The sequence below is a fragment of the Microcoleus sp. CAWBG640 genome (assembly GCF_020883015.1).
GTDB classification, from domain to species: Bacteria; Cyanobacteriota; Cyanobacteriia; order Cyanobacteriales; family Microcoleaceae; genus Microcoleus; species Microcoleus anatoxicus.
This window is the reverse complement of record NZ_JAHRFC010000017.1, coordinates 40,275-53,610: the sequence shown is the minus strand read 5'-3', so window position 1 is coordinate 53,610 and position 13,336 is coordinate 40,275. Positions and strand designations below refer to the sequence as shown.

Sequence of the window (13,336 nt, the reverse complement as noted above, 5' to 3'; positions counted from 1 at the left end):
TGAGAAATCTGGTTTTTACCTGAGTCTAGATCCCCCTAAATCCCCCTTAAGAAGGGGGACGAAAGATCGGACTCTTGTCCCCCCCTTCTTAAGGGGGGCTAGGGGGGATCTAGGCTTAATAGTCAAAAAGCAGTCTCTGACTGGGTTTGACGTTAAGTTGACACCAATGGGCAGTGCCGTGTCCCTACAGTATGATTTTGGGTAGGGACACTCCAAAAGCAGTCTCCTGATTTCGGCTAATAATTCCGATGCTACCGGATTTGATATGACTCACAGTTCAACTTTCTCGATCGAAAAAACGCCACTGCTGTTAATTGTAGAAGACAGCAACGAAGACTTTGAGGCACTACAACGATTTTTGCAGCGATCGCCCAAGGTCATTCCCATCCAGCGGTGCATCAATGGCGAGCAGGCATTGGCGTTTCTTTATCGAACTGGTAGCTATGTCGATCGTGAAAGTGCGCCCCGTCCCGGTTTGATTGTGCTCGATCTAAATCTGCCCGGCACCGATGGACGGGAAGTATTGCGCCGGATCAAACAAGATAAGAGCCTGAAAACCATTCCGGTCGTAGTCTTTACAACTTCCAACAACCCAAAAGATATCGAAGACTGCTACCAATACGGTGTCAACAGCTACATGATTAAACCTATCAACTTTGCTCAACTAAAACGAGATGTGCAACTGCTCGTAGATTACTGGTTTGAAGTGACAACACTGCCCGATCGCCTAGAGTAATTCCTTAGAAATAATTAATAGTAATCATGGGTCAACTCTCGCGCACTATTTTAATTGTGGATGATTCTCCTGAAGACCGGGAACTTTATCGTCGCTATCTGCTGCGCGATCGAGATTACTCCTACACAATTCTAGAAGCAGGTCTGGGGCGCATCGGGCTAGAGTTGTGGCAGCAACATCAACCGGATGCCCTATTGCTGGATTACCGATTACCCGACCTGGATGGACTGGAATTTCTGGTCGAACTGCAATCCTTGACGCAGCAGCCCTACTTACCAGTGATTGTGGTGACGGGGCAAGGCAATGAGGCGATCGCGGTGCAAGCGATGAAATCGGGGGCACAAGATTATTTGGTCAAGGAGCAGATTACGACCGCGGGGCTGCATCGGGCAGTGAATGGGGCGATCGCTACAGTGCAGCTTCACACTCAACTGCAACAGTCCCACGAACGAGAGCGCTTAATCTCCCAGATTACCCGGAAGATAAATCAAACTCTGGATCTGGAGGAAATTCTGCAAACGACAGTGACGGAGGTGCAACAATTTCTGCACACCGATCGCGTTCTGTTTTTTCGGCTACAGCCAGATGGCAACGGAACGGTGGTGGCAGAATCAGTGGGGTCAGAGTGGCGATCGCTGCTCTCCTCCACGATCTACGATCCCTGCCTCGCTGAGAACGACCTCAGATTCAGCCGATCGCCATCAATCACCTACGATCCCACCTTTGCCGAAGATTATGTCAAACTCTATCGTCAGGGTCAGGTAACGGCGATCAATGATATTCAGGATGGCAGCATCGATCCTTGCCACGTTGAATTGTTGACTCAGTTTCAAGTCAAAGCCAATCTGGTCGTGCCCATTCTGCACGGCGATCGGTTTTGGGGCTTGCTGATTGCCCATCACTGTGCAGCACCGCGATCGTGGCAGCCCCTAGAAATTGACCTGCTCAAAGAACTGGCAACTGGGGTGAGCATCGCCCTGCGGCAAGCGGAACTTTACCAGCAGGCACAGGATGAATTGGTTGAACGCCAACGGGTAGAAGTGGAGCTACGAGAGAGCACAGAACAGCTACATTTGGCATTGCAAGCCTCGCGCATGGGAAGGTGGAACTGGAACCTCCAGACCGGAAAAATTATCTGGTCGGAGAACCTGGAAGCCTTATTTGGAATGCAACCAGGAGAGTTTGATGGCTCCTATGAGATGTTTGTCGCGAGGCTGCACCCGGACGATCGCGATCGTGTTTTGGCAAACATCGATCATGCGATCGCCACCGGAGAAGATTATGAGATTGAATTTCGGGTGGTATATCCTAACGGCACTATTCGCTGGGCACTCACTCAGGGAAAAGTGTTTTATGACGAGAACGGACAGCCGATGCGGATGGCGGGCCTCGATCTCGATATCACCGAACGCAAACGGATCGCCGAAGTGCTGCAAGAGAGTGAAGAACGCTTCCGTCAGTTGGCCGAAAATATTGATGCGGTGTTCTGGATCAAAGAAATGCCCGAAGACCGAGTGTGCTATGTCAGTCCTGCCTATGAACGTTTGTGGGGGCAGAACCCGCAGGAATTATATGACGATCGACAAGTCTGGATCAATTATATTCATCCAGACGATCGGGAATGGACTGCCAGAGCGTTTCAGGAAAAAGCAGCCACAGGTCAATTTGATGAAGAATACCGTCTGATCTTGGCCGATGGCAGTATTCGTTGGGTACACGATCGCTGCTTTCCGCTCCGAGACGGGGCAGGAGAAATTTATCGGTTTGCCGGGATTGCCGAAGATATCACCGATCGTAAACAAGCCCAAGAAGCGTTGCGACAGAGTGAAGAATTTAAGAATCGGATGTTGGATAGCAGTCCAGACTGCATCAAGGTACTAAACCTGGATGGGCAGATCCTTTATATCAATACGGGTGGACTGTGTTTGCTGGAAATTGATGACATTGCTCCTTACCTGAATACCGAATGGCTCTGCTTTTGGGATGGCGACTATCGGCAACAGGCAGAGCAAGCATTTGCCGCCGCCGCATCAGGCGAAGTCTACCTCTTTCGGGGCTACTGCCCAACCGCAAAAGGCACGCCGAAATGGTGGGAAGTGATCGTTAGCCCAATTTTGGATGCCTCTGGGCTGGTGGAACGAGTGCTGGTGATTTCACGGGATATCACCGATCGCAAGCAGGCTGAAATCGAACGCGATCGCCTGTTTGAACAGGAGCAAGCGGCAAGAGCAGAAGCCGAACGAGCCAATCGGATCAAAGATGAGTTTCTAACCGTTCTCTCCCACGAGTTGCGATCGCCCTTGAGTCCAATTTTGGGTTGGGCAAAACTGCTGCAAACTCGCAACTTCGATCCTGCTAAAACGGCCCAAGCACTGGCAACGATTGAACGTAATGCCAAACTGCAAGTCAAACTGATTGATGACTTACTCGACATTGCCAAAGTTTTGCGCGGCAAACTCAGCATAGATACCGCACCCGTCAATCTGATATTTATCATTGAATCGGCGATCGACACAGTGAGAGCAGCAGCCGTCGCCAAATCAATCCTGATTCATCCGGTACTCCCCAAAATTGGGCTAGTGTCTGGCGATGCAACTCGACTCCAGCAAGTGGTTTGGAACCTGCTGTCTAACGCGATCAAATTTACCCCCAATCATGGACAGGTAGACATTCGGCTGGAGCAAATCGACAACCAGGCACGGATTACAATCAGCGACGCGGGTAAAGGCATCAACCCCGACTTTCTACCGTATATCTTTGAGTCATTTCGCCAAGAAGATGCTTCCACCACTCGTAAGTATGGCGGGCTAGGGTTGGGGTTAACGATCGTCCGTCAGTTAGTGGAAGCGCACGGTGGCACGATCGTCGCAGACAGCCCCGGTAAAGGGTTGGGAGCCACATTTACAGTGCAGTTACCCTTACTGAATATTGAGCCAGAAAACAACCAGACAGGGGATTTGCCACCACAAATCTTCGATCTCACAGGAATTCGAGTCCTTGCAGTCGATGATGAACTTGATACCCGCGAGCTATTAACCGCATTGCTGACCCAATATGGAGCAGAAGTGCTGACAGTTGCCTCTGTGGCAGAAGTGCTGACAAGCCTGAAATCCTTTCAACCCAACGTGCTCGTCAGCGATATTGGAATGCCCGAAGTCGATGGCTATACCCTGATCCAACAGATCCGCGCTCTACCACCCGAACAAGGGGGACAGATTCCGGCGATCGCCTTGACAGCCTATGCCACAAAAGGCGATCGCCAGCGTGCGATCGCCAGTGGCTATCAACAGCACCTGATCAAACCCCTGGAACCTGAACTGTTAGCTGAAGCTATAGTTGCCCTCACGTAGGGGCGGTGCCAAGAGTGCCCGCCCTCACAGGCGCCGCACAGCACTGTGCATTGGTGTCAACTTAAGGTACAACTCATAGTCCGGCAGGGGTTGAAACCCCTGCCTCAAAGCGAAAGTCCTCTCAAAGAGGACTAATATCAATTCCGGTAGCATCGGAATTATTATTAACCGAAATTAGGAGACGGCTTGGCCTTAGTCCCTACAAGATTATTTTGGGTAGGGAAACGGCACTGCCGTCTCCTCTATATTATTCCGGTGCAACCGGAATTGATCTAATGAGTTCTTCAGTCCTCTTTGAGAGGACTTTAGCTATTAGACAGGGGTTTCAACCCCTGTCGGACTGCCGGGTGAGCGAGAGAATTTGGCGGACTGACAGCTTAAGTTGACACGAATAAGGGCACGGTGCCGCCTCCTCTATATCATTCCGGCGCCTCACAAACATGAAATCTGCTAGATCAAAAAAAAAGGGGCAAAAGCCAGAAGCCCGCCCCACACTCAATTATGCTGCCACTATTAGCCCAACAGCGCTTGAGCCTTAGCTACTACATTCTCAACGGTGTAGCCAAACTTTTCTAACACAACGGGGCCTGGTGCAGAAGCGCCGAAGGTGTCGATGCTGACGCTATCGCCTTCACCACCCACATAACGTCCCCAGCCGAAGCTACAACCAGCTTCCACAGCCAAGCGTTTTGTAACAGCTTTTGGCAGTACGGATTCGCGGTAAGCTGCATCTTGTGCATCAAACAATTCCCAGCAAGGCATCGAAACTACCCGCACTTTATTGCCGGCGGCGCGCAATTTTTCGGCCGCATCAACGCAGAGGTATGTTTCGCCACCGGTGCCGATTAAAATGATGTCGGGAGTGCCACCGTCGTCAGACAAAATGTAAGCGCCTTTGGCTGTTCCTTCCATCGAACTTCCGGCCAAGTTAGGCAAGTTTTGACGAGACAGAGCCATCAATGTTGGGATTTTCCGGTTTTCAATGGCTACTTTGTAAGCGCCGGATGTTTCATTTCCATCAGCAGGGCGGATCACATACAAATCAGGAATGACGCGCAAAGAAGCGATGGTTTCTACTGGTTGGTGAGTCGGACCATCTTCGCCCAAGGCTACGGAGTCGTGAGTCATTACATAAATGACACCAGCTTCTGAAAGTGCAGACAGGCGAATTGCGCCGCGCATATAGTCAGCAAACACCAAGAAAGTAGCGCAGTAAGGAATCAAACCGCCGTGGAGGAGCATCCCATTTGCGATCGCCCCCATGCCATGTTCCCGCACACCAAACCGGAGGTTACGTCCTTCGTACTGACCTTTTTGGAAGTCTTTTTCACCCTTGAGCAAAGTCATGTTAGAAGAAGCCAAATCAGCGGAACCGCCGATCAATTCAGGTAACACAGCAGCCAAAGCATTCAAACATTTTCCTGAATGATTCCGGCTCGAATCTGCCTTATCTTCTGGGCTGTAGGTAGGCAAAACTTTGTCCCAACCTTCGGGAAGTTTGCCAGCAACCGTGCGCTCGTATTCTGCTGCTTCTGCGGGATATGCTGCTTTGTAAGCATCAAAAGCTTGCTGCCATTCTTGCTCAGATTGAGCACCGCGATCGCACGCTTTGCGGAAGTGAGCCAAAGCATCATCAGGAATTACAAACGGCTCATATTCCCATTTCAAGAAATCGCGAGTTGCTTGCACTTCAGCGCCACCCAAAGCAGCACCGTGAGCACTATAACTATTGCGCTTGTTGGGAGAACCGTAACCAATAATTGTGCGGACTTTAATCATGGACGGTTTGTCCGTGACTTTCTTAGCTTCTTCGATAGCTTTGTGAACTGCTTCGAGGCTAGTATCTTGGTCTAGAGCGTCATTGTCTACAGTAATGACGTGCCAGTTGTAGGCTTCAAAGCGCTTGCCGACATCTTCAGTAAAGGCTAAGTTTGTGTCACCTTCGATCGAGATGTGATTGTCATCATAGAGAGCAATTAATTTGCCTAGTCCGAGGTGTCCGGCCAAAGAACAAGCTTCGCCAGAAATGCCTTCCATGTGGCAACCATCACCCATAATCACGTAGGTGTAGTGGTCAACAATTGTGTTGTCGGGCTTATTAAATTTTGCAGCGAGGTGAGCTTCTGCCATTGCCAAACCGACGGCGTTAGCAATGCCTTGTCCGAGAGGGCCTGTGGTAACTTCTATGCCTTCTGTGACGAAGTTTTCGGGGTGTCCAGGAGTTTTGGACTCCCACTGACGAAATTGCTTGATGTCGTCGAGGCTGACGCTATCGTAGCCGGTCAAGTGCATGAGGGCGTACTGTAGCATACAGCCGTGGCCGGCGGAGAGGACGAAGCGATCGCGATTGAACCACTTGGGGTTTTTGGGGTTGAACCGCATAAACCGATCCCACAGCACAAAGGCCATAGGGGCAGCGCCCATCGGCAGTCCTGGATGGCCTGATTTTGCTTTTTCTACCGCATCGATGGCGAGAAAGCGGATAGAGTTGATGCAGAGTTCTTCGAGTGGTTGGGTTGCAACAGCCATAATTCTGATTTTTATATGTAAGGGAGTGTGTGTGGTCGATTCTGGCAGAGGTGCGATGAGTCGAGTTCGATCGACGATCGTTTCTACTGTTCAGATTCTATAGAACTGCCGTGAGGCTGCACTACAGATCATCTCACCACTTGGACTCGATATACAACTTAATTTTTTAATATTTCGTGGCCTTTGTGCAGTTAGTAATAATTGGCGATCGGAGGTATTTCTGGGGTGAGTTGGCAGTTGACAATTGGCAGTTGACAGTTGACAGTTGTCAGTCAAGGTAGGCTGGACGATCGCGAGAGTATCTTGATTTAACTGGTTTAACTGGTTCCCAGGCAGAGCCTGGGAATCCATGTCTAGAGGCTCTGCCTCGCCAGCTTTGATAAAATAGGAGGCAGAGCCTCAGGATCTGCGTTACCAGGCAGAGCCTGGTAACGAGTACAGAGCCTGGTAACGAGTAGTTATTTTCCTTCTTTCTTTTTCCTTCTTTCTTTTTCCTTCTTTCTTCTTCCTTCTTCCTTCTGCTATATTTGCAATTTTACTCAGGCAATACCTAATGACTCTCAGTGAAGCCGAAGTCCGCAGTCAAAAAGTAGACGAACTGCGATCGCAAGGCATAGAACCGTATCCCAGTCAATCCTACGCGCGATCGCACACAGCCAAGCAAGTTCGCGAAATATTTAGTCAGCCGGGAAAAGAACTCCAAAACGGAGAAAATGACCCCGAAGAAATTTCTCTGCGAGTAGGCGGCCGCATCATTTCCAAACGGGACAGCGGCAGCATTTGCTTCATCGATTTAAAAGACGCCACAGACAAAATCCAACTCAAAATCGAGAAAAAAATAGTCACCGGCGAAGTCGGTTTAAGCTTCAAGCAAATTAAAACTTTGCTGGATGTCGGCGATTTTGTCGGTGTCGAAGGCATCGGCTGTCGCACTCAGAAGGGAGAACTTTCGATTTCAGTGCGGGAATTCACGCTGTTATCAAAAGCTACCATTCAATTTCCTGATGCTTATTATGGAGTTAACGATCCCGAAGTTTGTCGCCGTCACCGCGAAATGGATTTGGCAAGCAACCAAGACGCTTTCAACCGTTTCATGCTACGCAGTCGCATCGTCCAAAACATCCGTTCCTATCTCTGGAAAGCCGATTTTCATGAAATAGAAACACCAACACTGCAAGCTATTTACGGCGGCGCTGCTGCTAAGCCATTCATCACTCACCACAATGCTTTAGATGTTGATTTGTATTTGCGAGTTGCTCCTGAACTGTTCTTAAAAAGAGCAATTTGTGGCGGTTTTGAGCGAGTATTTGAACTTGGCAAAGCCTTTAGAAATGAGGGTATTGATAGCACCCACAATCCTGAGTTTACATCGGTGGAAGCTTACCAATCTTACGCAGATTACTTCGACATTTTAGCAGTTGTCGAAGATGTCATGTGTTGTGCTGCTCAGGCTGTACTTGGGGATGTCAAGGAAGTTGACAATCAGGGGCAGATGATTAGTTTAGAGCGCAAGTTCGACTATAGCGAAAAATATCCCAGTTTTACCGGCCAACACTGGGAAGTGAAAACCATGGTGGAAGCTGTCAGAGACGAGTTTGGGTTGGATTTTGATAGCTTGGATCTCGAAAGTGCGATCGCCTCTGCAACTAAACTAGAATTACACCTTTCTAAATTAGAACAACAGAGTTTAGGCTACGTGCTGTACGCCGTGTTTGACAAATTAGTAGTCCCCAAACTAATTCAGCCAACTTTCATCATTGACTTTCCTGTAGAAGTCAGTCCCCTCGCCAAAGGACACCGCAGCAAACCTGGATTTGTCGAACGTTTCGAGTTATTTATCAACGGGATGGAATACTCGAACGGCTTCTCGGAATTGAACGATCCGAAAGAGCAAAGAAAGCGGTTTGAGGAACAATTAGCGCAGAAAGATGCAGGGGATGACGAAGCACATCCAATGGATGAAGATTTTATCCAAGCCTTATCTTTGGGAATGCCAAATTGTGCCGGAATGGGCATCGGTGTGGATAGATTGGTGATGCTTTTGACTAATACTCAAAGCATCCGAGATGCGGTGATGTTCCCGACAATGCGGCCTGTTAAAGATTCCTAACATCTTGTAGGGGCGGGTTTTACCAACAATATCTAACTCAAACAAACAATCTCTATAAACCCGCCCCCACCCACAAATAACCTACATCAATTGATTTATCTTTGGGTGTGGGCGGGTTTATTTAAATTATCAATTATTGGCTGATATTTTTGGTGAAACCCGCCCCTTGTATCTTAAAAGAGTGAGTCAGTCGATCGCCACGTCATTGATTCAATCATACCGACAATCAGGCGATCGAGCCGACAATCAGGCGATCGAGCCGACAATCAGTCGATCAAGCCGACAAACAGGCGATCAAGCCGACAAACAGGCGATCGAGCCGACAATCAGGCGATCGAGCCGACAATCAGGCGATCGAGCCGACAAACAGTTGATCGTACCGACCATCAGTCGATCGTACCGACCATCAGTCGATCGTACCGACCATCAGTCGATCGTACCGACCATCAGTCGATCGCACCGACTTTCAGGCGATCGAACCTTGTTCTTGGTAAATCTAAAGAAACTAGAAAAGTTTCTGACTCTGATGCAAGTTTCAGTAGAAAGTGTTGTTCAAGGACATCAGAAATTGGTGAAGTTGGCCCGCCCCTTAGACTAAACAAGTCTGTTGCGTAGATAAGCTCCCATTACTGATGACAGGCTCACACTAAACTGGACAGTATCTACAACCCTGAATTTAACAGATTTGATTTCACCGCATAAACGAACCGACAACACCGTTCATATCCTCAGCCAAAGGATTTCCCATAGCCTTAAACTTCCACTCGCTACCTTCTCGATAAACTTCTCCCATTAACATATTTAATTTCCCCTCATAGGAAGGGTCATTTGACAAACGATAGCGAGCGATTTCTTTCCCAGTCGCATCCAAGGCTCTCACAAAAGCATTTTCTATCATGCCAAAATGCTGTTTTCTATCCTTAGCATCATAAATATTCACTCCCAAAACTATTTTGTGATATTGTGGGGGTAAAGCATTCAATTTGACAAATATTTGTTCGTCGTCCCCATCTCCTGCCCCGGTGAGATTGTCGCCGGAGTGAACAACTGTTTTATCCTTTGATTCCAAATGACCGTAATAGATTACATCGTCTTTGTAGTTCTTTAATTTACCGTTCTCTCCTAATAAAAGAGCGTAGGAATCTAAGTCGAAATTCGCCCCGCTGCTTCTACCGAAAAGACCTTTGCTAGCTTTCGACACATCCCATCCCAAAGCCATTGTCAGCCTGGATAAGTCGTATTCGCTTTTGCTGAGAATGATTGATTGTCCTTTGGTCAAATTGATAGCCATAGTTTTGTGATTTGGTTAAGGTAAAAGTCAAGTTTCAAGATTGTCAAGCAGGAGATTTGATTAGCCTTTGAGGGCTAACTATAGAGTAAGAGATTTTTGAGTCGTGCTGATTTTACCCAATTGGGATATTCTGTTGTCAGCAAATCGTATAATTCCTCGTCGGCAATACTTTCGGGGTCTTCTACACTGAAGAAATCTGCATTGTCCAGGTGGCGATCGCCCATTTCATCAAGTTGCTCTAAAAAGCTAAAATCGCTGGCTGTAGCCCTAGAAAACCAGCCGCCCACACCCTTACGTTTGACATCTTTTTGCGATTTGCCGATCGCCATAAACTGCCAAAATAGAGGCTCATAAGACGACCATTGTAGCTGTTGTTTGGTTGCAGACTCATCGGTAGTAGCTCCATCAGTGACAAACATCACATACACAGGTTTATCGGCGCTAATAGGTGCGTAGCGACTACCATCGCGAGAGTCGGGAAAATAGAAATTTCTGATTTCCTGCATCACTCTACCATAATAAGTACCTCCTTCTAAAGGGTATCGCTTCAGTATATGATGGATGAAGTTGGGAAAATTTTCGATCGTCATTTCCCCCGCATAGTAAGAGTTGATGCCAAACAAAAATATATCGATCGCTGCGTTGTCATCAAACCGACATCCCAAAGCCAAAATTTTCTCAGCCAAACGCTGAATTTTTCCCGCACTGTACAGCGCAGACATAGAGACAGAAATATCCAAGCACAGCGCTACCTTAGCATCATGATTGGTGAGATTTGCTTTCTGAAGGGAGATATCGGCCTTCTTAACTAGATTGAAAATGTGCGGCGCTTTTTCCTCCAGTTTTTTTTCTAAGTCTATCGCTTTCTGACTTTTGTTACTAACTTTGGGAGTTGCTAATTCAGTTATTGCTAATTCAGGTATTTTTAATTCTGGAATCTCTACTTCGGAAATTTTTAATTGAGTAGCTGCTAATTCATTTATTGCTAAGTCGGGGATATCAACATCTGAATTGTTTAGGTTAGTTTCTGGTTGATTATCTTCCTGTTTAATCTCAACATAATATTTATCTACAAAACTTTTCAAGCCAGCATTGTATCCTTGTCCAACAGCCTGAAACCTCCACTTTCCGTTTTTTTTATATAACCTGCCAAACTCGACTGCTGTCTCTCCTGAAAAATGCTCTTGGAGATTGTAGCAAGCAAGTTCGCTATGGGTTTCGGAATTGTCAAGTCTAATAAAAGCATTGTGGATTTGGCTAAAGTTTTGATTTTTTGCCTGTGCTTCGTGAATGGTGACGACAAAAATAATTTCCTGAATTTCTGGACTTATTTTATGCAAATCTACATTTATCGTCTCTTTGTCTCCGGGGTTTTTCCCGGTTTGGTGATTTCCTAAGTGGTGTACAGAGTCATCGAGGGAACGCAGATTATTGTAAAATACAAAATATCTTTCATGGGGAATTTTGCCCTCTGCGCCCAACATGAATACAGAAGCATCTATATCAAAGTTGTCTTTAGTTTCATTGATTTGCCAGCCGAGGGCAAAGGATACTTTTTGTAAATTAGGATTGGCGGGGAAAAGATCAAATCTTTCGCCCTTACTTAATTGAATTCCCATTAACTTTATCCTGTAATTAGTAGCATCTAGAACCAAGGGAAATATTCATGATTTTTCCGAAATTTCCCTTGATTTATTTAGCTGGATGCGATCGCCCTTTTATCCGGCATACTTGTCTACAAAGCTCTGCAAACCTGAATTGTAGCCTTGTCCGACAGCCTGGAACCTCCACTCGCCATCTTTCTTGTAAAGTCTGCCAAATTCCACCGCAGTCTCCCTAGAAAAATCCTCATCTAAATCGTACTTAGTGACTTCTGTGTTAGTAGTAGTGTCGTAAATTCTGATAAAAGCATTCCGCACTTGGCCGAAGTTTTGCCTCCTCGATTCCGCTTCGTGGATGGTGACAACAAACACAATTTCTAGCACCGCCGGATCGACTTTGGTTAAATCGACTGTCACTGTTTCATCATCGCCAAATCCTTCTCCGGTTCTGCTATCTCCCAGATGAACTACAGAAGTGTCTGGGGACTCTTTGTTATTGTAAAAAACAAAGTATTTTTCGCTGGGGATTTTAGCATTAGCACCTAACATAAACACGGAAGCATCTAAATCAAATGCTGCGCCGGTGTCTGTAGCGTTGGTATCCCATCCCAAACCGATACCGGCACTTTTTAGTCCCGGTGCTTCTTTAGATAGATTGATTCTCCCGCCTTTTTCTAAGTTGATAGACATTTGCTCTCCTATTGACAATATCACTGCGGTTACTATAGGAATCCTAAATCATTTGTGAATTTCTTACTCCCTCCCCTGATTCAAGGGGAGGGTTGGGGTGGGGTAAAAATATTTACGACTCCTGCAAGGATTGCTATACTAGCAATTATATCAAGTGTTATGGTAAGTTGACAAGTTGCTTTTGGTACTCATCTTCACTCATCAGTTCTTTGGTGCTTTCCACCCTGTCTAAAAACACGATGCCATCTAAATGGTCGTGTTCGTGCTGAAAAATCCTAGCCACAAAATCTGTCAATTCTTGTTGATGGAGTTTGCCATCTCTACTGGTGTATTCGATTTCTATCGATCGACTTCTCGGCACTAATCCCCGTATCCCCGGAATGCTCAAACAGCCTTCCCAGTCTTTGACTGTCTCTGTTGAACTCGCCATAATTCGAGGGTTAATCATGGCTGTGGGTTCCATGGTTGGTGCTTGGGGATACCGCAGATTGGGACGGGAGGCGACGACGAACAGCCGATCGCCCCTAGCGACTTGAGGGGCTGCAATCCCCACCCCGTGGGCGTGTTTTACTGTAGAGATTAAGTTGTCAATCAAATGTTGAATGCGCTCGTCCTGAATATTCTCCACAAATTGCGATCGGCGACGCAATACAGGATTTCCTAATTGCGATATTTGTAATATTTCTGGCATTGGTAATTGGTAATTGGTAATTCGTAATTCGTAATTCTGACTAATTACTAATGACTACTGACTAATGACTAATGACTACTGACTACTGACTAATGACTACTGACTACTGACTAATGATTATCGAACTTTTTGCACGGGGAGACTGCCTGGTTTCACACTCAATTTGAGTATTTGGCCATTGCGATTAATCTCCATTTGCAAAATGCCACCCACCCTAGCATTTTGTACGAATTCCTGAACAGCTTCCGACTGAATAATCGGCTGATTGTTAATCTTTTGAATCACATCCCCAGCCCGCAAACCAGATGCAGCGGCGGGAGAAGCAGGCACCACACTAA

The 13,336-nt window shown here is 46.9% G+C and carries 10 protein-coding genes; 4 read left to right on the top strand and 6 right to left on the bottom strand.

From position 1 onward, the window contains the following. Positions 1 to 265: 265 nt before the first annotated feature. Together AAFP11_RS11430 and AAFP11_RS11425 are read left to right on the top strand one after the other, a co-directional pair. Complete coding sequence (locus tag AAFP11_RS11430) at positions 266 to 736, top strand: response regulator (protein ID WP_341737180.1); 471 nt, start codon at positions 266 to 268, stop codon at positions 734 to 736. 26 nt (positions 737 to 762) lie between these two features. Beyond that, positions 763 to 4,086, top strand: a complete 3,324-nt coding sequence (locus AAFP11_RS11425) for a PAS domain-containing protein (protein WP_341737179.1) — start codon at positions 763 to 765, stop codon at positions 4,084 to 4,086. Positions 4,087 to 4,599: 513 nt separating this feature from the next. On the opposite strand, the gene tkt is transcribed toward AAFP11_RS11425, so the two are convergent. Continuing rightward, positions 4,600 to 6,615 (bottom strand): transketolase, encoded by a 2,016-nt coding sequence (gene tkt / locus AAFP11_RS11420; RefSeq protein WP_341737178.1) that lies wholly within the window; start codon positions 6,613 to 6,615, stop codon positions 4,600 to 4,602. Positions 6,616 to 7,168: 553 nt separating this feature from the next. Between tkt and lysS the strand changes: the two genes are divergently transcribed. Next, positions 7,169 to 8,725 carry a lysine--tRNA ligase gene (lysS, locus tag AAFP11_RS11415; protein WP_341737177.1) on the top strand — a complete coding sequence of 519 codons (1,557 nt, stop codon included), beginning with the start codon at positions 7,169 to 7,171 and terminating at the stop codon, positions 8,723 to 8,725. A 166-nt stretch (positions 8,726 to 8,891) separates the two neighbouring features. Beyond that, the gene (locus AAFP11_RS11410) at positions 8,892 to 9,323 is read left to right on the top strand and encodes a hypothetical protein (RefSeq protein ID WP_341737176.1); all 432 of its coding nucleotides are present in this window, start codon (positions 8,892 to 8,894) and stop codon (positions 9,321 to 9,323) included. A 93-nt stretch (positions 9,324 to 9,416) separates the two neighbouring features. Here the strand turns inward: AAFP11_RS11410 and AAFP11_RS11405 are convergent, their stop codons facing one another. From AAFP11_RS11405 to AAFP11_RS11385, 5 genes are all read right to left on the bottom strand, one after another. Then, on the bottom strand, positions 9,417 to 10,016 hold the full coding sequence (locus tag AAFP11_RS11405; protein ID WP_341737175.1) for a TerD family protein: 600 nt from the start codon (positions 10,014 to 10,016) through the stop codon (positions 9,417 to 9,419). Positions 10,017 to 10,090: 74 nt separating this feature from the next. After that, the gene (locus AAFP11_RS11400; protein ID WP_341737174.1) at positions 10,091 to 11,635 is read right to left on the bottom strand and encodes a TerD family protein; all 1,545 of its coding nucleotides are present in this window, start codon (positions 11,633 to 11,635) and stop codon (positions 10,091 to 10,093) included. Between the two features lie 99 nt (positions 11,636 to 11,734). After that, on the bottom strand, positions 11,735 to 12,307 hold the full coding sequence (locus AAFP11_RS11395; RefSeq protein WP_341737173.1) for a TerD family protein: 573 nt from the start codon (positions 12,305 to 12,307) through the stop codon (positions 11,735 to 11,737). Between the two features lie 157 nt (positions 12,308 to 12,464). Next, entirely contained in the window at positions 12,465 to 12,998 is a 534-nt protein-coding gene (gene def, locus AAFP11_RS11390) for a peptide deformylase (protein WP_341737172.1), read from the bottom strand. A gap of 117 nt (positions 12,999 to 13,115) precedes the next feature. Beyond that, positions 13,116 to 13,336: PDZ domain-containing protein (locus tag AAFP11_RS11385; RefSeq protein ID WP_341737171.1), on the bottom strand; the 221-nt coding region annotated here is incomplete at its 5' end.